The sequence below is a fragment of the Azospirillum lipoferum genome, from assembly GCF_024170005.1.
GTDB classification, from domain to species: domain Bacteria; phylum Pseudomonadota; class Alphaproteobacteria; order Azospirillales; family Azospirillaceae; genus Azospirillum; species Azospirillum lipoferum.
Map to the genome: position 1 here is coordinate 99,681 of NZ_JALJXJ010000015.1, position 20,193 is coordinate 119,873.

The following is a 20,193-nucleotide window of genomic DNA, read 5'->3' on the forward strand; positions in this document are numbered from 1 at the left end:
GCATGCGCTGGACGACCGCATGCCCCGACTGGGAACGGCGCATCATCGCCGGAGAGTCGCTGATCCCATGCCCGCCGCTGTTCTCGGCCGAGGCCGAGGCGGCGCTGAAGATCTTCCGTGCCCTGAAGATCGTCGACGTTCCCGGCAGCCCGACATTCGAGGAAGCCTGCCGGGAGTGGGTGTTCGACTTCGTTGGCGCGGTGTTCGGCGCCTATGACGCGGAGACCGGCCGGCGGCTGATCAACGAGTTCCTGCTGCTGATCTCGAAGAAGAACAGCAAGTCGACCATCGCCGCCGGGATCATGGTCACGGCGCTGCTGCGCAACTGGCGGCAGAACGCCGAGTTCATCATCATCGCGCCGACCATCAAGGTGGCGCAGAACTCCGCCGATCCGGCGATGAGCATGGTCACCGCCGACCCGGAACTGTTCGAGATCCTGAAGCCCATCCCGCATCTGCGGATGGTCGAGCACCGGACGACCGGGGCGACGCTGAAGATCCTGGCGGCCGACAGCGATGTTGTCACCGGCAACAAGGCCACCGGGGTGCTGATCGACGAGCTGCACCTGTTCGGGACCAAGGCGAATGCCGAGGCGATGCTGCGCGAGGCCCGCGGCGGCCTGACCAGCCGGCCGGAGGGCTTCGTCATCGCCCTGTCCACCCAGGGGGAGGAGCCGCCAGCCGGCGTCTTCAAGCAGTGGCTGGCCCGCTTCCGGGACATCCGCGACGGCAAGCTGTCGGCGCCGAAGTCGCTAGGGGTGCTCTACGAGTTCCCCAAGGCGATGCTGGAGGCCAAGGCGCATCTCCGGCCGGAGAACTTCTACGTTACCAACCCCAACATGGGGGCGTCGGTCGACGAGGAGTTCCTGCTCGACGAATATGCCAAGGCCCAGTTGGGCGGCGAGGGCTCCGTCCGCGGCTTCCTGTCGAAGCACCTGAACGTCGAAGTCGGCCTGAACATGGGCTCCGACCGCTGGGCCGGTGCCGACTTCTGGGAAGGCTGCGGCGAAGAGGGACTGACGCTGGAGGCGATCCTCGCCCGCTGCGAGGTGGTGGTGGTCGGGATCGATGGCGGCGGGCTGGACGACCTGCTGGGCCTAGCTGTGCTGGGGCGCTGCCGGGAAACCCGGCGCTGGCTGATGTGGCACCGTGCCTGGGCGCACCGGATCGTGCTGGAGCGCCGGCAGGAGATTGCCCCGCGCCTGCTCGACTTCGAGAAGGACGGGGACCTGACCATCGTCGACGATCCGGCCCAGGCTGTGACGGAGTTGGCCGACATCGTCATGCAGGTCGAGCAGGCCGAGCTGCTGGCCGAACAGGGCATTGGTGTCGACGCCGCCGGCATTGGCGAGATCGTCGACGAGCTGACCGGACGCGGCATCGCGCTGGAGCGGATCATCGGCATCAGCCAGGGCTGGAAGCTGAACGGTGCCATAAAGACGGCTGAGCGCCGGCTGGCGTCGAAGACCACGGCGCATGGTGGCCGGCCGATGATGGCGTGGTGCGTCGGCAACGCCCGCATCGTCCAGCAGGGCAACGCCATCTCGATCACCAAGCAGGTCAGCGGCACGGCGAAGATCGACCCGCTGATGAGCAGCTTCAACGCCGTGGCGCTGATGGCGACCAACCCGGCAGCCTGCGGTCCGTCGGTCTATACGACCCGCGGCCTGCTGATCGTGTGAGGCGCCGATGGGCCTGTTCGATTTCTTCCGCGGCGGCCGGGCACAGGGTGGCCAGCGGCCCCGGGCCAACGGCGGACAGGTCTTCACCGGCCTGGACGATCCGGCTCTGCTGGAGTTCCTGCGCACGGGAGCCTTGGCCGGTACCACGGTGTCGGTGGACGAAGCGCTGCGCAACTCGGCCGTCTTCCGCTGTGTCGATCTGGTGTCGAGCAGCATCGGCATGCTGCCGATCTTCCTCATGCGCCGGGAAGCCGGCTCCGTCGTGAAGAACGAGGCCCATCCGCTGTTCGACCTGCTCGCCTATCAGCCGAATAGCTGGCAGACGGCGTTCGAGTTCAAGCAACTCATGCAGACCTGGGTGCTGGTCCATGGCAACGCCTACGCCATCATCGTCAGGACCGGCGCCAAGATCACGCAGTTCATCCCGGTCGACCCCTGCCGGGTCCGGGTGCGGCAGATGCCGGACCTGTCCGTGCGCTATGAGATCACCCGCGACGACGGCTCGATCGGCACTTACGCCGCCCGCGACGTCCTGCATCTGCGCGGCCTGTCGCTGAACGGCCTGACCGGTCTGTCCCGCGTCCAGAAGGCGGCTGAGACCATCTCGCTCGCACTCCAGTCCGGCCGTGCCGCCGAGCGCATCTTCCGCAACGGCATGATGGTCGGCGGCAACCTGAAGCACCCCGGCAAGCTCGGGCCCGAAGGCAAGCAGTTCCTCCGCGAGTCGTTGAACGAGATCCACGCCGGACCGGAGAACGCCGGGAAATGGATCATCACCGAGGAGGGCATGGAGGCGAAGCCCTTCGCCAACACCGCCAAGGACTCCCAGCTGGTCGAAGCCCGCGCCTCGCTGGTGGAGGAGATCGCCCGCGTCTTCGGCGTGCCGCGCCCGCTGATGGGGGTGGATGACACGTCGTGGGGTTCGGGTATCGAGCAGTTGAGCATCCTCTTCGTCCGCTACGGCCTGGCGCCGTGGTTCCAGGCCTGGGAGCAGGCGATCACCCGCTCCTGCATCCCTCTGGCTGATCGCGGGACCCTCTTCCCCGACTTCGACGAGACCGAGCTGCTGCGCGGCACGCTGAAGGATCAGGCCGAATTCTATTCCAGGGCGCTCGGTGCCGGCGGCCAGCGGCCATGGATGGAAGTCAACGAGGTCCGCGAGTCGGTCGGTCTGGGAGCGCACCCCGACGGCGGCGGCCTCATCAGCGCAGGAGAAACCCGCAATGTCGCTCCGTAACCTGCCGGCCGCCCAGGCGTTCGAACGCCCCGAGGGCCTGCATTGGGACCCGCCGTCCGACGCGCTGGAGCGCTGGGCCGCCACCGCGGCGCTGGCGGAGGCTCCCGGCACCATCGGCATCATGGACATCATCGGCACGGACAGCTGGACCGGCGAGGGGGTGACGGCCAAGCGCATCTCCGGCGCGCTGCGCTCCATCGGCTCCAAGCCGGTGACGGTCAGCATCAACAGCCCCGGCGGCGACATGTTCGAGGGGCTGGCGATCTACAACCTGCTGCGCGAGCACCCGGCCGAGGTGACGGTCAAGGTGATGGGGCTGGCCGCTTCGGCGGCTTCCATCATCGCCATGGCCGGCGACCGCATCGAGGTGGGGCTCGGCTCCTTCCTGATGATCCACAACGCCTGGGGCGCGGTGGTCGGCAACCGCCACGACTGGCGGGCCGCCGCCGACGTCTTCGAGCAGTACGACGCCGCCATGGCCGACATCTACGCCGCCCGCACCGGCCAGCCGGTGAAGGAGGTGGCGAAGATGATGGACGCCGAGACCTTCATGCGGGCGTCGGAGGCCGTCGACAAAGGCTTCGCCGACGCCACCTTCAACGACCCCGCTCCTTCTTCCGACGGCGCTTCTGCGCGGGCCGAGCTGTCCGCCCGGCGCCGTCTCGACGCTCTTCTCGCCCAGAACGGCATGCCGCGATCCGAGCGGCGCCGCCTGATGCGTGAAGCCCTCGGTACGCCGGGCGCTGCCGAGTCCCCCGCCACGCTCCGCGCTGGCTTCGATCCCGCCGCAGCCCTGCGGCTTCTCGAAACCATTCGTTCCTGAAAGGACGACCATGAAGATGCAGACCGCCCGCAAGTTCCGCGGGATCGCATCGGTGCGCGCGGACGCGGCCGATGCCAATTCCATCCTTGCCAACCTCCAGCAGGCCTTCGCCACGTTCAAGGCCGAGAACGAAGAGCGCCTGAAGGAAGTCAAGAAGGGTTTCGACGATGTGGTGAAGGCCGAGAAGGTCGAGCGCATCAACACCGCCGTCACCGATCTGCAGTCGGCGCTGGACCAGACCAACGCCCAGCTCGCCGCCCTGAAGCTGAACGGTACCGGCGGCAACGACAACGACCCGGCCCGCGCCGAGCATGCCCAGGCCTTCAACCAGTTCTTCCGCAAGGGCGCCGAGGCCAACCTGCGCGATCTGGAGGTGAAGGCGAAGCTGACCACCCAGTCCGACCCGGATGGCGGCTATGTCGTGCCGACGCAGATGGAGAGCGCTATCGACCGGGTGCTGGGCACCATGTCGACGATGCGCTCCCTCGCCACGGTCCGCCCCATCGGTGCCGCCACCTACAAGAAGCTGGTGAATGTCGGTGGCGCCACCAGCGGATGGGTGGGGGAGAACAGCGGCCGGCCCGAGACGGAGACGCCTCGCCTGATCGGTCTGGAATTCGGCATGAAGGAGCTGTACGCCCAGCCGGGCGCCACCCAGACCATGCTCGACGACAGCGGGATGAACATCGAGCAATGGCTCGCCGACGAGGTGTCGGTCGAGTTCGCCGAGCAGGAGGGCGCCGCCCACATCAGCGGCAACGGCGTCAACGAGCCGCGCGGCCTGCTGTCCTACGACATGGTGGCGGACGCCAGCTATGCCTGGGGCAAGCTTGGCTTCGTCGTCTCCGGTCATGCCTCGGCCTTCGCCGCTTCCAACCCGTCCGACGCCTTCCTGGACCTGATCTATGCGCTGAAGCGCGGCTATCGCCAGAACGCGTCCTGGCTGATGAACGACGCCACGGTTGGCAAGATCCGCAAGTTCAAGGACGGGCAGGGCAACTACCTGTGGCAGCCGTCGGCGCTGGCCGGCGAACCGGCCTCCTTCATGGGCTACCCGGTGGCGGATGACGACAACATGCCAGACGTCGCCGCCAACGCCTTCCCCATCGCCTTCGGCGACTTCAAGCGCGGCTACCTGATCCTGGACCGCATCGGCGTGCGGGTGCTGCGCGACCCCTTCACCAGCAAGCCGAACATCCTGTTCTACACCACCAAGCGCACCGGCGGCGGGGTGCAGAACTTCGAAGCCATGAAGCTGATGAAGATCTCCACCTGATCCCCCGGCGGCCTCCGGGCCGCCGCACCTCTTCCGGGCCTGAAGGAGGGCCATTTCATGCGCGACCTGATGAACAGCATCCATCCCCTGCGGGCGATCAGCCCGCAGGCGGCGGTCACCGACAACACCGCGCTGGTGTCGCAGATCATCGACGTCCGGGGCTACGACAGCCTGACCTTCGTGATCCTGTCGGGCGGTCTGACCGACCCCAACGCCACCTTCTCCGTGCTGGTCGAGCACGGCAGCGACAGCGGTCTGTCGGACGCCGCCGCGGTGGCCGACGACGACCTGCTCGGTACCGAAGCGCTCGCCGGCATGACTTACGCCGACGACAACGAAACCCGGAAGATCGGCTATGTCGGCAGCAAGCGCTACGTGCGCCTGACCGTCACGCCGAGCGGCAACGACAGCGGCAACGTCTTCGTGTCGGCCGTCGCCGTGCTGGGGCATCCGCGGATGTTCCCGACGCCGAACCCGCCGGTCTGAGCATGACGCGCCCGCTCCTCATCGTCGGTTCGGCGGCGTCGCTGTGGGACGACCTCGCCGCGCTGGGCGTCTGGCCCGGCCCGGTGATGGCGGTGAACCGGGCGGGCGCGTTCCACCAGGGCCGGCTCGACCATTGGGTGTCGCTCCATCCCGATCAGCTCGGCGCCTTCATGGCCGAGCGCGTGGCGCGGGGTGGCGACCTGTCGATGACGACGTGGTGCCAGAAGGAGCATGCGGGGGTAAGGGTCGACCGGGTGGAGGCGGCGCTGGATCGCACCGGCTCCTCCGGCCTCTTCGCCGTCCGCATCGCCCTTCAGCGTCTCGGGCACAACCCTGCTGGGCCGCCCTGATCCCACCTGGATGGAGGGCTGACATGACCGTCGTGACCTTGGACGAAGCCAAGGCGCACCTGCGCGTCGATGGCACCGACGATGATGCCGACATCACGTTGAAGCTGGCGGCGGCCGAGGACGATGTCGCGCGCTACCTCGACCGTCCGGTGCCCTGGACCGATGCCGATGGTGTCCCGGTCGCCGTGCCGGCGGCGGTCAAGGCTGCGATCCTGCTGGTGCTGGGCGACCTCTATGCCAACCGCGAGGTGTCGGTGATCGACGCCACCTATGCCGAGAACCCGACGCTCAAGCGCCTGCTGGGCAGCTACCGCCGGATCACCTTCGCATGAAGACCACCGGGGCCGGCGACCTCGACCAACGGATCCGGATCGAGGCCAAGACCCGAGTCGAGGACGAGGGCGGTGGATCGGCCGAGGCCTGGACGCCGGTCGCCACCGTCTGGGCCAAGGTCTGGCCGGTCTCCGGCCGGGAACGCGCCGAGGCCCGGCAGGTCCAGGCTGCCACCCTGATGCGCTTCAAGCTCCGGTACCGGGACGGTCTCGACGCCGGCATGCGGATCGTCTGGCAGGGCAAGGCCCACAACATCCGCTTCATCGCCGATGCCGGCCGGCGGGAAGCCTTCCTGACCATCGACGCCGAAGCGGGAGTCGCCCTCTGATGCCCAGCAAGGTCACTGGCGGACGGTCGCTGCGCGATAAGCTGCGCAAACTGCCGATCGACATCAAGGCGGGGGTGGCCGAGGCTGTCGCACAGAGCGGCGCCGCGATCTTCGCCGACGCCAAGGCCGCAGCTCCCGGTCCGGAACACCCCTACGCCACGGGCGAGCTGAAACGGAAGCTGCGGTTCCAGATCAGCCGCAACGGCCTGCGCGCCCGCGTCGGCTCCTGGGGCAAACGCCGCGCCCGGCACATCCATCTCGTCGAGTTCGGCGCGGCGGCCCACGACATCCCGATGCCCGACGGTGGGGTGATCCACCATCCCGGCGCTCCGGCGCAGCCCTTCCTCTTCCCGGCCTACCGCCGGCATCGCGACTCCAGCGTCAAGCTGATCCGTGCCGCGGTGCGCGATGCCCTGGCCCGGGCCGCCCGTCAGCGGGGTGGAGCATGAGCGCTTCCTCCTGGCCGTTGCAGGTCGCCGTTCTCGCTGCCCTCCAGCCGGCGCTCGCCCCTGTCCCGGTGTTGGATGACGTACCGCAGGGGCAGGCCTTCCCTTATGTCGTCATCGGCGAGGACACCGTCACCGACTGGCCGATGCTGGGCGATGACGAGGCGGAGGAGATCGACCTCACCCTGCATGTCTGGAGTCGCTACGCCGGCCGCAAGGAGGCCAAGCATCTGATGGCCGCGATCAAGACGGCGCTGCACCAGCAGCCGCTCCCGGTCGACGGCCAGCAGCTGGCAACCCTGCGCTTTTCCTTCGAGACCCTCTTCGTCGAGCCGGACGGCCTGACCCGTCACGGCGTCCTCCGCTTCCGCGCGCTCTGCCTGAGCGCCTGATCCCTCACCGGCCCACCGCCGCGTGTCAGCCGCCCCCATGGGCGGCTTTTTTCATGCCTGAAAGGAGCGTCCCATGGCCAAGGCCATTTCCACCGCCAAGATGAAGGTGTTCGTCGACACCAGCGGCACCGAGTGCGACACCATCACCGAGTATGACGCGCTGACCTGGGTGAAGGTCGGCAACCTGCTGGACGTCGGCGAGTTCGGCGCCCAGTACCAGGAAGTCACCTACACCACCATCGACGAGGCCATCGTCCACCGCCTGAAGGGCGCGCTGGACAACGGCACCTTCTCCCTGACCGTCGCCCGCAACCCGGACGATGCCGGTCAGGGCGACGTGCTCGAAGGGCTGGACAGCTACGAGAACGTCAACGTCAAGGTCGAGCTGAACGACAAGCCGGCCGGTGTCGGCGCCAAGCCCACCCGCTTCTGCTATCCGGCGAAGATCTTCTCCTACAAGAACCAGTTCGGTGACGCCAATCAGGTGGTGAAGGCGGTCATCAACGTCGGCATCGACGGCTTCATCATCGAGGGTGCCCGCGGCACCTGACCCGGTCTCTCGCGCGAGAGCGGGCGGGCGCTGCTGTCGGGGCGGCGCCCGCCCTTCTTCCCGACACCCCGGCATTTCCCCTCTTTTGAAAGGTCCCGACCATGTCCAAGCTGACCGCCAGCAACGTCACCATCACGCTCGACGGCGAAAAGGTGATCCTGAAGCCGACCCCGCGCGCCGCCCTGGCGATCTCCAACCAGTTCGAGGGTTTGCAGGGCGCCGTGCCCCGTCTCGCCAGCCAGGACATCGCCGCCGCCTCCTTCGTCATCGCCGCCGGGGCCGGCATCCGCGGCGAGGCGGCCAAGGGGCTGAACGACAGGATCTTTACCGCCGGCATCAGCGATCTGGCGCCCTCGCTGATCGAGTTCATCGTCATCCTGATGAACGGCGGCAAGCGGCCGGACAGCCTGCTCGCCAACGACGAGTCCGGGGACGATGAGGGAAACGGCGAGGACTGAGCCTCGACGCCTATCTGGAGCAGCTGTTCCGCTACGCCACGGGCTGGCTCGGCTGGGTACCGGATGTCTTTTGGGACACTCCGATCCCGGAGATCGAGCTGGCCCTGGACGGCAAGGTCGACTTCCTGAAGAAGACCAACCCCTGGGGGGCTGCCGCGGAGGAGGAAGCCCCTCCCGCCGCCTCCGAGGAAGAAGCCGCCGACCGGCTCCTCGCCATCCTCCGGAGCAGTCCCCGCTACCGGAAACCGACGAGCTGAGATCCTCCCGACAGGCGCCCGGCCCCGCCGTGGCGCCTTTCCTTTGTCCGGACCCCGCCCATGGCTGATCTCGAAGGCCTTTCCGTCTCGCTGACCGCGGACACCGGCGGGCTCGACCGCGGTATGCGGTCGGCCGAGCAGTCGGTGTCCCGTGCCGAACGCTCGGTCACCGGCTCGTTGAGCCGGATGGATCGGGCGATGGAGCAGGTCAACCGTTCCACCGCGGCGATTGCCCAGCGCTTCGGCCAGTTCGCCGCCATCCTCGGCGTCGGCACGCTGGGCGCCATGACGGCGAAGGCGCTCGACTATGCCGAGGCCTGGACGCAGATCGGCAACCGCCTGCGGTTGGTGGCGAGCGATGCCGGGCAGTTGAAGGAAACCCAGGACCGGCTGTTCACCGCCGCCCAGAAGGCCGGTGTCGGCCTGTCGTCGGTGGTCGACGTCTATGCCCGCGCCTCCCAGGCGGCCGGCGAGCTGGGCGCCAGCCAGGAACAGCTGACCCGCTTTTCCGGCGGCGTCGCCCAGGCGCTCGCCGTCTCCGGCACCAGTGCCGAGGCGGCGGCCGGCGCCATGCAGCAGCTCGGCCAGCTGCTCGGCTCGGCCCGCGTCCAGGCCGAGGAATACAACTCGGTTCTGGACGGTGCCCCGCGCATCGCCAAGGCGGTCGCCGACGGGTTGACCGAGGCCGGCGGTTCGGTCTCGCGCCTGAAGCAGCTCATCAACGACGGCAAGGTCAGCAACAAGCAGTTCTTCGAGGCCTTCCTCGGCCAGATCCCCAAGATCCAGGCGGAGTTCGAGACCGCGGTGCCCACCGTCGGCCGGTCGCTGGCGACGCTGAACAACGCCATGACCAAGATGGTGGGCGAGGCCAACGAGGCGACCGGCGCCACCGCGGCACTCGCCCGCGGCATCACCGCGCTGGCCGACAACCTCGACACCGTCGCCGCGTACGGGGGCAAGGCGGCCCTCGCCCTGGCCGCCATCGCCACCGTGCGGATGGTGCCCGCCGGCATGGCCGGCCTGACCCGCGCCATCGACGATCAGAAGGTCGCGCTCTACGCCAAGGCGGCGGCGACGCTCGAAGCCGCCAAAGCGGAACAGCTGGCTGCCGTCCAGGCGCTGATCATGACGCAGCGAACCCAGGCCGCCGCCGCCGCGACCGTGGCATCGGCGGAGGCGGAGTTCGCGGCCCGCTCCGCTGTGGCCGGCACGGCTGCATCCAACCTCGCCGCTGCTGAAGCCTCGCTGTTGCAGGCCAAGGCCAAGACCTCGCTGACCACCAACGTCTATGTGCTCAACCGCGCCCTGGCCGCGGAGCGCGATGCCGAGGCCGCCGTGATCATGGCCCGCGAGGCGTCGATTGCCGCCGACACGGCGAAGGCGGCCTCGCTCGCCCGGCTGCGCAACGCGCAGCTCGCCGCCGCCGCGTCGGGGGAGGCGGTGGCGGCTGCTGACGCCCACCTCACCGCCGCCGCGACCGGTGCGCAGGCGGCATCCGCGGCATTGGCGCAACGGGCCTCGCTGCTGTCGGCGGCCTGGGGTGGGATCAGGGCGGCCGGCACCGGTCTGCTGGCGATGGTGGGTGGCCCCTGGGGTGCGGCCTTCCTGGCGGCCGGGGCTGCGGTCTACTACCTCGCCACCCGGACGTCTGACGCCGACAAGGCGCAGGAAGCCTACAACCGCACCCTGGCCGAAGGTCGCCGCCGCATCGATGAGCTGACCGGCGCGTCGCACGAACGGGCCAACCAGCTGCGGGAGGAGCAGCGCAACGAACTGAGTGCCGCCCAGGCCGCCGCAGACGCCGCCGCGAAGAAGGTCGCGACTCTTCAGGCACTCATCGCGGAACAGCGCGCCTCGGCCGATCCGTCCGAGGCGGGCGGCACCGCCGGCATGTTCTCCACCCTGTTCGGCAGCGGCGATGCCGGGCTGCGGAAGCTGGAGGCCCAGCTCGCCGCCGCCCGCAAGGAGGTTGCCGCCACCGCGGCTGTGCTCGACGGCCTGATGTCGATCGGCCAGAAGACCGGCGATGCGGTCGGGCTGGAACTGGCGAGCAAGCTGTCCCGCGGCACCAGCGCCTTCATGCAGTTGAGCACCGCCACCGGCGATGCGCTGAAGCAGGCGGGTTTGACGATTTAGTCCGGCCGGCTGATGACCAACGAGCAGGCGCAGACCGAGAAGGCGGTGCAGGCGCTGAGCCAAGCGCTCCAGGCCGGCGCCGGCTTCCTGCGCGGGTTCGGCACCAGTGCCGATCAGGTCACCCGCGTCATGGACGCCCTGAAGCTGAAGATCGACCCGGTCGCGTCGGCCATCGCCGACATGAACCGGGAGATCGGCCAGCTCGGCGCCGCGGAAGGGGCTGCCCGCTCGGCGCTGAATGTCCTGCAGCAGATCAACCAGCAGCGGGAGAAGGAGGGCAAGGCCCCGCTGACCACGGTCAGCCCGGAATACCTGACCCTGCTGGGCAAGGCGCAGGAGGTGGAGACCAAGCGGGTGGAGTCCGCCACCGCCGCCCGCGCCAAGGTGCTCGACCTCGAAAAGCAGATCACCGCGGCGCAGGCCGCCGGCAACACGACCTTGGCGGCCAAGTTGGAGCGGCAGAAGTCGGTCACGGAAATGGTCGCCCGCGGTGTAGACCCGGCGGTCGCGGCGGCCAATGCGCAGCAAGCCTATGACCTTGCCATCGCCGGAGCCGGGGCCGCCGCCGGGCAGGCCGCCAAGGAAATCCTGCTGGCGGCCGATGCCCAGATGGTCATGGCCCAGGCGGCGGGCCTGGGCGAGGCGGCGACGCGGCAGGCGACCTATGCCACCAAGCTGGCGCAGGAAGCGGCCAAGGGCAACGGCAACGTCCTGGCGGTGCAGGCCGCCAACCGTCGGGAAGAGGCGGCGGCCATCGTGCAGATCCGCAACGAGACGGTCAGGTCGCTGGAACTGGAGACGGCGAACACCAACGCCCTGACCACGGCGATGGCGGCTGGCGGGGCTGCCGTCCGGGTGGCGCAGGAGCAGGAATACAAGCTCGCCCTGATCCGCAAGCTCGGCACCGACGCCACCGTCGCCGGCACCGAAGCCCAGCAGGCGCTGAACGCTGCGATGGACGCCTACCGGAAGAACCGGGCGGCCAACGACAACAACCGGCTCCAGCAGGAACGCCAGAGCGCCAACGACAACCTCGTTCTCGCCCAGCGGGAACTGGAGCTGATGGGGCAGGCGGAGCCGGTGCGCGAGCGCGCCTTGACCACCCTGCGCAACCAGCAGGAGGCCGCCCGCAAGGTGGCGGAGCTGGGCGAGGACGGCGCGCGGCAGTGGCTGGCGTGGCAGGAACAGATCGCCGACAAGCGGGCGATGATCGACTATCTGAAGTCGGTCCAGCAGACCGCCAAGGAAATCTCTAGCGACATCTCGGAAGCGCTGTACGACCGGCTGATGGACCCCGGCAAGGCCACCAGCGTGGTCGACGTCTTCAAGTCCATCTTCAAGCGCATAGCCATTGCCGCCCTGGAAACCAACATCGTCCTGCCCATCGTCACCCAGGTTGTTGGGAGCGCACCGGGTCTGTTCGGCATCCAGGCGCCTGCCGGCGCGGCGGGCACCGCCACCAACAGCCTGACCAGCAGCCTGACCAATACGGCACTGTCGCAGGGCGGCAGTTGGGCGATGGACAAGCTGGGCATCACGGGCGGCATGTCCGGCTTGATGAACACCCCGCTGTGGACGGGGTCGTCGGGCATCGCCCCCGGCTTCGTTGATGTCGTCGGTTCAGAGGCCATCACCAACACCGCATCCATGACCGGCGGTGGCGCGACGCTGGGTGGGGTCCTGGGGGCGGCCGGCGCCGGGTCCTTGGGCGGCATGCTCGGGGGGCTGGCCGGCACCGCCACCAACAGCAAAGTGGTGGGCGGTGGCGTCGGTGCTGTGGCCGGCGCTGGGGCGGGATATCTCTCCACCCTCATTGGCCTGTCGTCTCTCGGCGGCCCGGCCGGCGCCGCGATCGGTGCTGTCGTCGGCCTGATCATGGGGCTGGTCGGCACCCAGAAGGCGACGGTCGGTCCCACCGCATCGGCGGACATCACGATCAACGCCGGGGGCAAGAGCGCCACGGCGGGCAACTTCCAGGTCGACAACGACGGGAAGATCGAAGACGCCCAGAAGCTGGGCACCGCCTTCAGCACGATCTTCACCGCGGCGGCGGCCGGTGGCGGAACGCTGAAGCAGGATTTCGGCATCGGCCAGACCGCGGCCAAGGGACTCTATGTCAGTGGCAGTGTGCCTTACCGGGAGTTCGGCAAGGGCGACGACGCCCTGGGCAACCTGCTGCGCTACACCCTGCTGGAACAGGGCGGGCTGTCCAATGCCGGGGCCGCGGTCACCAAGGCGATCCGGAACACCAAGGCGACCAGCTACGAGGATGCCGCCAAGGACATCGCGCTGGGGTCCGGCATCGACGCCGGCACCACCGCCCTGGCTGCGCTCGACAAATCGCTGAACAGCTTCACCAGGGCGGCCAAGGATGCGACCACGGAGTCGCTGAAGCCGATGCTGGACGAGCTGGAGCGGGCGAAGGGGCTGGACCTGAGCGGCGAGTATGTGAAGCTCGCCACCGATCAGCTCAACGCCTACCTCGACCAACTGCGCAACCCGCCGGACTACACCCAGACCGAACAGGACATGGCGGCGCTGACCGGTCAGTTCGCCGCGATCCGCGAGGCCTATCAGCAGCTCAACCCGGCCCTGGCCGCCACCGTCGACCAGATCGAGGCGGAGACGCGGGCGCGCATCAAGGCGAGCGTGCAGGACGACGCCAACCGCCAGCTCAACAGCGCGTTGGGCCGCGACTATCTCAACTTCATCAACGATCTGGTGAAGACGCGCGACACCAATGCCCGCAACCTGACGGCGGTCGGCTTGTCTACCCAGCGCGCGACCGAGATCTTCGACGCCTCGCTGAAGAGCCTGCTGGGTGGGCTGGATGCATCGCAACTCGACATCATCGCGGCCAGCTTCACCGGCAGCATCCACGACCTGGCAGTCGGGATGCGCGACGCGGCAGCGGCGACCGAGGGGGCGACGAAGGCCGCGGAGCGGGCGGCTTATCAGGCTGACCTGAACAGCCGGATGTACGCCGCGCTCGGCAACGACCGCGGTGCCGGGCTGATCGCGCTGGACCAGCAGCAGGCGGTGGAACTCGCCCAGGCCAGGGCTGCCGGCTACGACACCACCCAGCTGCGCATGGTGCAGGCGGCGGAACGTTCAGCCAAAGCCTTCCAGCTTGCCCAGGCCGATGTGCTGGCCGCCTACGATGTCCAGATCACCGCGCAGCAGGCCCTGGTCGAAAGCCTCCAGGCCGGGGCCGAGGCGGTGAAGCAGTTCCGGCAGGCTTACGATGCGCTCGCCGTCAACGACAACAGCCCGCTGAATGCCCGCGACCGGCTGGCCGAAGCCCGCCGCCAGTTCGAGACGGCGTATGCCACCGCCAAGGACGCCTCCGCCAGCGAGGCGGAGAAGACGGCGGCCCTCGCCACCCTTCAGCAGCTCGGACCGACACTGGTCCAGTTGGCGAAGGGCTTCTACGGTTCGACCGACACCCGCGATTACGACCGGGTGCGGCAGGTCTTCGCCGAGTTCGCCGGCCTCCAGTCGGACGGCGTCGACACCGCGCAGCAGCAGCTCGACACCGCGAACGCCACGCTGAAGGAGCTTCAGCGCCAGCGAGCCGATGCGGCCAGCCTGGGCCAGAAACAGTACGGCGCGCTGACCGGGCTCAAGGATGTGATGGATCAGAGCTACGCCGTGTGGCTGGCGGCGCTCGGCCCGCTGAAGGCGCTGACCGGCACCAACGACAACCGACCGCACTACAGCGCGCCGGCGGCGGTGCAGTCGGCCTGGGACGGCCTGTCGGCCGAGCAGCAGCACGGCATCGCCCGCGCGATGGGCTGGGGCGGGGACATCGATGAAGCCTTCAACATCTGGCTGGCCACTTCGACCCAGCGCGCCACCACCTTCGGCGCCGACGTCACCGCCATCGCCGGCGGTGCCCGTTATGGCGCACCGGATGAGGTCGGCCGGGCCTGGGAGGCGCTGACCCAGGCCCAGCAGCTCGCAGCGGTCCGCGCCGCTGGCTACGACGGCGGGATCGACAGCGGGCTGAACGCCTGGGTGAAGCTGGGGCATCAGGCGGCCTTCGAGGCGGCGGTGCGGGCGCAGGCGCATCTGGCCGGTATTCCCGGCTATGCGGTCGGCACGCCTTCCGCCCTGCCGGGCTTGGCCTGGGTGGGCGAGCGTGGACCGGAGCTGGTGCAGATGGCCGGCGGCGAGCGGGTCTATCCGCACGAAGCCAGCATGGCGATGGCCCGGCGCTTCCAGGCGGCGAACGACCGCTGGGGCGGCAACGTCACCGCCCTGCGCGCTCCCGGCATCCCGCCCATCGTCATCAACACCGCCGGGTTGGAACAGCGGCTCGACCGGGCGGTCGCGGTGCTGGAACGCATCCTGGGTGCCATCGAGGACGGCGACGACGAGACGGTATCGGCCATCTCCGGTCTTGCCAGACGGCTCGACCGCTCCGCCGCGCCGGTCGGTCAGCGCCGCGCCGTGAACGGGTGATCCCATGCCCTACCTGATGCGTGTCGAGCCCTACGACGCCAGCCTGGGTGCCGTGCGGCCCCTCTTCTTCTCCGACATCGGCTTCACCAGCGAACCGGGCGACGCGCCGTCCAACACGTACTTCGTGCGCCGGATCGAGACGCCGTTGCAGGTCCGCCGCTCCCTGTTCGATGGCTCCGCGGTGGGAGGCTTCTCCGAGACCAGCTTCGGGTCCGCCACCCTGGCGAACGACGACGGTGGGCTGGACTGGCTGGCCGATCTGGACTGGGACGGCCGGCTGGTGGAGATTCTGTACACGCCGAAGGAGCGGCCGGCGCTGTCCGACTTCGCCGTGCTGTTCAGCGGGGCGGCCGAACAGCTGGTGCCGGGCGACCTGATCGAAATCCAGCTTCGCGACCTGGTGGTGCTGCTGGATGTTCCGGCCTCGCGCGGGCAGTTCGGTGGAACCGGCGGGATCGACGGCACTGCCGAGCTGAAGGGCCGCTACAAGCCTTGGCTGATCGGCCGGCGGCGGCAGATCGAACCGGTGCTGATCGACGCCGCCAACAACGTCTACATGGTGGACCCTGCCGGCTTCAGCTCCCTGCTGGCGACCCGCGACAAGGGTGTCGCCTACCCGGCTGCGGTGGGGGATTACGCGTCCTATGACGCCCTGGTGGCGGCCTCGCTGACCGGCACCGACGTCGCGACATCCAAGGCGGCCGGGCTGATCCGTCTGGGGCAGGCTCCCGCCGGCCGCTTCACCATCGACGCGGAGGGGGTGAAGGTCTCCGGCGGCTGGATTTACCGCTTCGCCGATCTGGTGCGGCACCTCGTCACCAGCATGACGACGGTGACCGGGGCCAGCCTGCTGGACGCCTCCTTCACCACCTTCAACACGCTCCAACCAGCGGTGTTGGGCTACTGGTGCGACGGCTCCAGCGTGCCGAAGGTCCGGGATGTGATCGACCAGATCGCCGACTCGGTCGGGGCCTACTGGGGCTTCGGCGAGGATCGGCTGCTGTCGCTCGGACGCTACGACGGTCCGGCCGCGACTGCCGACTTCGCCTTCGGTGAACGGGACATCATCGACCTGACGCCGCGGTCCGTCGACCGCCGGATGAAGTCGCTGAAGCTGGGCTACCGCCCCTTCGGCGTGACCTTCACCGCGTCCGATCTGGATCAGGTCAACGTCACGGCGGCCGATGTCGAAGCCTTCCAGACCGAATACCGCTGGACGGCGGTAGCAGCCGATGCTGCCGCTGCCGCCGCCTCGCTGCTGGCAACCGAGGACGAGGGCAAGACCCTGTTCGACGTGGAAGCCGACGCCATTGCCGAGCGCAACCGCCGGCTGGCGCTCCATGCCGCCAAGCGCAAGGCCTTCGACGTCACCGTGCCGCTGACCACTGGTCTGACGGTCGGGCACACGGTGGCGCTGACCGATCCCCGATATGGGCTGGCGGCCGGCTGGAACGGCCTTGTGCTCGAACTCGAACGGGATGCCGACGAGGAAACCATGAAGCTGACGGTGCTGGGATGAAGCCTCTGCATGTGCTGTGGAAGAAGCCGACCGATGCCGGGGCCTATACGGGCGGGTCGTGGATCGACAGCGGCGGGCTGGCCCTGGACAACCTGACCAGCCAGGACGTCATGGAGCTGGCCCGCTCAACCGACACGGACGAGTCGTCGACGTGGTGGCGGATCGACCTTGGCCGGCTGACACCGTTGTCGATGTTCGCGCTGCTGAACCACAACGGCAGCACGGCGGCTCGCCGCCGGCACGTCGTCACCAACAGCCCGACTGACAGCGATGTGCCGGTCTATGACACCGGCTGGCAGCGGATGCGGACCCCAACGGAGGTTTGGGGCGCCCAGCCTTTCGGGGCCTTCCCCTTCGACGGCATCGACACCGCTGCCTATCCGGGCGGTCTGGTCGACCTGCACGTCGCGCCGTCGACCGTCTATGGCCGCTACCTCTTCACCTACCTGTCCGACATCAACAACCCGGCCGGCTATCTCCAACTGGGGCGCTTCATGGCTGGCGAGGTGTGGACGCAGTCGATGGCCTTTGGCGTCAAGGTACGGACAGCAGACCCGAGCGAAGCCCGGCGGACCCGGGGCGGCCGGCGGCTGGTGCGCCGTCTGCCGCGCTATCGCGAGCTGTCGATCAGCTTCGAGCACATAACCGAGCGGGACGCCATGGCGACCGCCTTCGAGATCGACCGGCAGCTTGGGAAGAGCGGCGATTTCCTGCTGATCTACGACCCTGACGACGCTCCCGCCATCCGTTTCCGCCGCACCGTCTACGCCGCCCTGACCGACACCAGCGGCATTACTACCACCACCGCCACCATTCCCCGCCGTTACAGCTGGGGTATCACCGCCGAGGAGTTGATCTGATGGCGACGTTCAACGGTACCGACTGGACCTTCGCCGACTTCTCGGGGGAGGATGGATACAAATATGCCGAGAACTGGGATCAGTTCTGGGATGACGTCATCGCCGAAATGGATGACCGCCGTACTGAACTGGGCGCGTCGAAGCTGGACGTTGCCGGCGACGGCTCGGCGGTGACGGTGATGCCGACGGGCGGAACGACTGCACAATCGCTGGCGGCTCTGTTCGGCCGCGTCGTGTATCTGGAGGCTATGGGTGCCGTCGGCAACGGCATTGCCAACGACCGGCCGGCATTCGCCGCGGCCCTCGCCCGCATCCAGGCCATGGGCGGTGGACGCATCGTCGGTAAACACGGCGCTACCTACCGGCTCGATTACACCTCCGGTGCCCTCACGACGCTCGCCACGCTGACCGATTGCCGGGGCGTCCACTTCGACATGCCGGGCTCGACGATCCAGGTGGACCGCACCTTCACCGGGTCCGAGTATTTCGACCTGATCCGGCTCGCTGGCTGCTACTTCGTCGACATCGACATTGGCCACATCATTGGGGCCGTCCAGCCGCGCACGGAGCAGTACCAGCGCGGATGGCGCAGCTTCTACCTGTACGGCACTGCAACATCTGGTGGGTGCCAGCATGTGCGCTCCCGGTTCAAGCAGACCGGCGGCATCAACACCCTATTCATCTGGCGCGATCCGACCGACCCGGCGAGCTACAACAGCCGCTACATCGACGTGGACATCGAAGCCATCGGTGTCGGTTACGGCCTCAATCTCGCCTCTGCCGGTTCCAACGTCACCGGCCGGGTACGCTGTGACGGCTGCTGGCGGTCGTTCATCGCCTACGGCGTCGAAGACATCGACCTCGACATCTCCGACAAGAACCACACATCGCACTCGTGCAAGATGGGGGCGAACACCACGCCGGCCATCCTGCGCAACGTGCGGATCAACTATCTGTCTGAAGACAGGACGGTGGACGAGGCCGGCGGCTTCTGTGTCGATTTCGAGTTGCGTTCCGACACCCCGATCCTGCTGGAGAACATTGACGTCACGATCACCTGCAAGGACGCCGGCTACGCCCAGCGGGGCGGCTTCTTTGGCTTGCGCAAGACGCTGGCGGACGGGACCGTTGATACGACAGCGCGCGGGCACATCGTCCGGAACGTCAAGGTGCGTGGCATCATCGACGGGGTACAGGATGTTGCGGCCTGGAGCTGGGCGCCCAACGTGGTGGAGGTGTGCAAAGGCTGGGGCACGGGCGACTATGTCGACAACATCGAGGTCGGCCCCTTCGTCGTGACGGGCAACACCGGGTCCGTCATCTACGTCGACGCCGCGACCATCCGTTCCGGCCTGCACCTCCACGACATCCGCACGGTGGGCAGCGTCACCGTGGCGGGCACTCTGCCGCCGATGTCGCAGGTGGCTCGCGTCACCGACAAGAACGGCACCATCGGCTGGCAGGCCGCCGCTCCTGCGCTGTTGCCGGATGGCTCCGCATCCGCCCCCGCGGTTGCCTTCTCAGCCGACACCAACACCGGTCTTTACCGGTTGGGCTCCGACAAGCTGGGCCTCGCGACCGGCGGGGCCGTTCGGACGGTGATCGACAGCGCGGGCGCGTTGATCCAGGGGCATACGACCGGGCTGTCCATCGGTGCCGGTGGCGGCCAGTCGCCGCAGGTCCAGACCCACGGGACCGGCTTCAACACCGGCATCGGCTCCTGCCGCTGGGACGCCGCCAGCGTCTTCGGCGCCCAGCTGACCCTCGCGCACAGCCGCGGTGCCATCGGGACGCATGGCGCCCTGGTGAACGGCGACGAATGCGGTTGTATCTGGTTTACCGCCAGCGATGGCACGACCTTCATGCCTGCCGCTGATATCCGAGGCTGGATCGACGGCACACCATCGGCCGGCTACATGCCGGGCATGCTGGTCTTTGGCACCACTGCCACCGGCGGCGGATCGCCGGTTGAGCGGCTGCGGATCAGCGGCGACGGCACGATGACCCACCGCAACAACGGCACCACCATCGTGAACGCAAGCAGCCATCTGTGCCTGCGTGCCTACACCTTCGCAACGCTGCCGAGCGCATCGCCCGCGCAGCAGAACATCGCCATCTCCGACCGCGGCAACCGGCCGGCATGGTCGACCGGCAGTGCCTGGATTTGGGCTGACGGCACCACCGTTTCCTGAGGAGCATCAACATGCAGACCCAAAAGTACCCCTATGAATTTCTGGTGCGCTGGGACCAGACCGGACAGCTGTCCGGCGCGCACGTCCAACATCGCTACGTCATCCTTGACGATGACGGTACCAAGATCGGCGAGACCCTTGGGCCGGCCGAACCGCTGACGCTGGACACCGCCGCCGGCTTCCCGCTGAGCGCCATGCTGACCCAGGTGCAGATCGACGCCCTCACGGCAAAGGCCGCCGCCGACGCCGAACGGGATGCGGCCATGGTCGCGCGCGACGCCGCCCTGGCACGCGTAGCCCAGCTGGAGGCGCAGATCAGCGAAATGCCTCTCGCTGAATAGCCGCGACAACACTCCAACTCCTGACTGATCCGGCGCCCGCGAGGCGCCTTTTTCATGCCTGGA

General features: G+C 68.4%; 18 protein-coding genes. All 18 read left to right on the forward strand.

Annotation, left to right across the window (positions count from 1 at the left end; translation table 11 throughout):
• Positions 1–2 precede the first annotated feature (2 nt).
• The 18 genes from J2848_RS28285 (at position 3) to J2848_RS28370 (ending at position 20,130) form a co-directional block, all read left to right on the forward strand.
• Complete coding sequence (locus J2848_RS28285; protein ID WP_149233950.1) at positions 3–1,682, forward strand: terminase large subunit; 1,680 nt, start codon at positions 3–5, stop codon at positions 1,680–1,682.
• A gap of 7 nt (positions 1,683–1,689) precedes the next feature.
• Positions 1,690–2,919: a phage portal protein gene (locus J2848_RS28290; protein WP_149233949.1), complete on the forward strand. Its 1,230-nt coding sequence runs from the start codon at positions 1,690–1,692 to the stop codon at positions 2,917–2,919.
• A complete protein-coding gene (locus J2848_RS28295; RefSeq protein ID WP_149233948.1) occupies positions 2,906–3,742 on the forward strand; it encodes a head maturation protease, ClpP-related in 837 nt (278 codons plus the stop codon). Before J2848_RS28290 ends, J2848_RS28295 begins: the two co-directional genes overlap by 14 nt.
• A gap of 10 nt (positions 3,743–3,752) precedes the next feature.
• A complete protein-coding gene (locus tag J2848_RS28300; protein ID WP_149233947.1) occupies positions 3,753–5,018 on the forward strand; it encodes a phage major capsid protein in 1,266 nt (421 codons plus the stop codon).
• Between the two features lie 57 nt (positions 5,019–5,075).
• Positions 5,076–5,504 carry a hypothetical protein gene (locus tag J2848_RS28305; protein WP_149233946.1) on the forward strand — a complete coding sequence of 143 codons (429 nt, stop codon included), beginning with the start codon at positions 5,076–5,078 and terminating at the stop codon, positions 5,502–5,504.
• A gap of 2 nt (positions 5,505–5,506) precedes the next feature.
• Positions 5,507–5,854, forward strand: coding sequence for a hypothetical protein (locus J2848_RS28310; protein ID WP_149233945.1), 348 nt, complete (start codon positions 5,507–5,509; stop codon positions 5,852–5,854).
• 23 nt (positions 5,855–5,877) lie between these two features.
• Complete coding sequence (locus J2848_RS28315) at positions 5,878–6,186, forward strand: head-tail connector protein (RefSeq protein ID WP_149233944.1); 309 nt, start codon at positions 5,878–5,880, stop codon at positions 6,184–6,186.
• Entirely contained in the window at positions 6,183–6,515 is a 333-nt protein-coding gene (locus tag J2848_RS28320; protein WP_149233943.1) for a phage head closure protein, read from the forward strand. Before J2848_RS28315 ends, J2848_RS28320 begins: the two co-directional genes overlap by 4 nt.
• Positions 6,515–6,964 carry an HK97-gp10 family putative phage morphogenesis protein gene (locus J2848_RS28325; protein WP_149233942.1) on the forward strand — a complete coding sequence of 150 codons (450 nt, stop codon included), beginning with the start codon at positions 6,515–6,517 and terminating at the stop codon, positions 6,962–6,964. Before J2848_RS28320 ends, J2848_RS28325 begins: the two co-directional genes overlap by 1 nt.
• The gene (locus J2848_RS28330; RefSeq protein WP_149233941.1) at positions 6,961–7,353 is read left to right on the forward strand and encodes a DUF3168 domain-containing protein; all 393 of its coding nucleotides are present in this window, start codon (positions 6,961–6,963) and stop codon (positions 7,351–7,353) included. Before J2848_RS28325 ends, J2848_RS28330 begins: the two co-directional genes overlap by 4 nt.
• Positions 7,354–7,426: 73 nt before the next feature.
• Positions 7,427–7,903, forward strand: a complete 477-nt coding sequence (locus tag J2848_RS28335; protein ID WP_149233940.1) for a hypothetical protein — start codon at positions 7,427–7,429, stop codon at positions 7,901–7,903.
• A gap of 101 nt (positions 7,904–8,004) precedes the next feature.
• Positions 8,005–8,361 (forward strand): hypothetical protein, encoded by a 357-nt coding sequence (locus J2848_RS28340; RefSeq protein WP_149233939.1) that lies wholly within the window; start codon positions 8,005–8,007, stop codon positions 8,359–8,361.
• A 317-nt stretch (positions 8,362–8,678) separates the two neighbouring features.
• A complete protein-coding gene (locus tag J2848_RS28345) occupies positions 8,679–10,754 on the forward strand; it encodes a tape measure protein (protein WP_149233938.1) in 2,076 nt (691 codons plus the stop codon).
• A 12-nt stretch (positions 10,755–10,766) separates the two neighbouring features.
• Complete coding sequence (locus J2848_RS28350; RefSeq protein ID WP_149233937.1) at positions 10,767–15,218, forward strand: ATP-binding protein; 4,452 nt, start codon at positions 10,767–10,769, stop codon at positions 15,216–15,218.
• A gap of 4 nt (positions 15,219–15,222) precedes the next feature.
• The gene (locus tag J2848_RS28355; RefSeq protein ID WP_149233936.1) at positions 15,223–16,737 is read left to right on the forward strand and encodes a hypothetical protein; all 1,515 of its coding nucleotides are present in this window, start codon (positions 15,223–15,225) and stop codon (positions 16,735–16,737) included.
• Positions 16,734–17,597, forward strand: a complete 864-nt coding sequence (locus J2848_RS28360) for a hypothetical protein (protein ID WP_149233935.1) — start codon at positions 16,734–16,736, stop codon at positions 17,595–17,597. Before J2848_RS28355 ends, J2848_RS28360 begins: the two co-directional genes overlap by 4 nt.
• The gene (locus J2848_RS28365) at positions 17,597–19,789 is read left to right on the forward strand and encodes a hypothetical protein (RefSeq protein WP_149233934.1); all 2,193 of its coding nucleotides are present in this window, start codon (positions 17,597–17,599) and stop codon (positions 19,787–19,789) included. Before J2848_RS28360 ends, J2848_RS28365 begins: the two co-directional genes overlap by 1 nt.
• An 11-nt stretch (positions 19,790–19,800) precedes the next feature.
• On the forward strand, positions 19,801–20,130 hold the full coding sequence (locus J2848_RS28370) for a hypothetical protein (protein WP_149233933.1): 330 nt from the start codon (positions 19,801–19,803) through the stop codon (positions 20,128–20,130).
• Positions 20,131–20,193 lie beyond the last annotated feature (63 nt).

Bases quoted from the DNA above. Each gene is read 5' to 3' on its own strand.
- J2848_RS28285 (WP_149233950.1), top strand. From the start codon at position 3: ATGCGCTGGACGACCGCATGCCCCGACTGGGAACGGCGCATCATCGCC.
- J2848_RS28290 (WP_149233949.1), top strand. From the start codon at position 1,690: ATGGGCCTGTTCGATTTCTTCCGCGGCGGCCGGGCACAGGGTGGCCAG.
- J2848_RS28295 (WP_149233948.1), top strand. From the start codon at position 2,906: ATGTCGCTCCGTAACCTGCCGGCCGCCCAGGCGTTCGAACGCCCCGAG.
- J2848_RS28300 (WP_149233947.1), top strand. From the start codon at position 3,753: ATGAAGATGCAGACCGCCCGCAAGTTCCGCGGGATCGCATCGGTGCGC.
- J2848_RS28305 (WP_149233946.1), top strand. From the start codon at position 5,076: ATGCGCGACCTGATGAACAGCATCCATCCCCTGCGGGCGATCAGCCCG.
- J2848_RS28310 (WP_149233945.1), top strand. From the start codon at position 5,507: ATGACGCGCCCGCTCCTCATCGTCGGTTCGGCGGCGTCGCTGTGGGAC.
- J2848_RS28315 (WP_149233944.1), top strand. From the start codon at position 5,878: ATGACCGTCGTGACCTTGGACGAAGCCAAGGCGCACCTGCGCGTCGAT.
- J2848_RS28320 (WP_149233943.1), top strand. From the start codon at position 6,183: ATGAAGACCACCGGGGCCGGCGACCTCGACCAACGGATCCGGATCGAG.
- J2848_RS28325 (WP_149233942.1), top strand. From the start codon at position 6,515: ATGCCCAGCAAGGTCACTGGCGGACGGTCGCTGCGCGATAAGCTGCGC.
- J2848_RS28330 (WP_149233941.1), top strand. From the start codon at position 6,961: ATGAGCGCTTCCTCCTGGCCGTTGCAGGTCGCCGTTCTCGCTGCCCTC.
- J2848_RS28335 (WP_149233940.1), top strand. From the start codon at position 7,427: ATGGCCAAGGCCATTTCCACCGCCAAGATGAAGGTGTTCGTCGACACC.
- J2848_RS28340 (WP_149233939.1), top strand. From the start codon at position 8,005: ATGTCCAAGCTGACCGCCAGCAACGTCACCATCACGCTCGACGGCGAA.
- J2848_RS28345 (WP_149233938.1), top strand. From the start codon at position 8,679: ATGGCTGATCTCGAAGGCCTTTCCGTCTCGCTGACCGCGGACACCGGC.
- J2848_RS28350 (WP_149233937.1), top strand. From the start codon at position 10,767: ATGACCAACGAGCAGGCGCAGACCGAGAAGGCGGTGCAGGCGCTGAGC.
- J2848_RS28355 (WP_149233936.1), top strand. From the start codon at position 15,223: ATGCCCTACCTGATGCGTGTCGAGCCCTACGACGCCAGCCTGGGTGCC.
- J2848_RS28360 (WP_149233935.1), top strand. From the start codon at position 16,734: ATGAAGCCTCTGCATGTGCTGTGGAAGAAGCCGACCGATGCCGGGGCC.
- J2848_RS28365 (WP_149233934.1), top strand. From the start codon at position 17,597: ATGGCGACGTTCAACGGTACCGACTGGACCTTCGCCGACTTCTCGGGG.
- J2848_RS28370 (WP_149233933.1), top strand. From the start codon at position 19,801: ATGCAGACCCAAAAGTACCCCTATGAATTTCTGGTGCGCTGGGACCAG.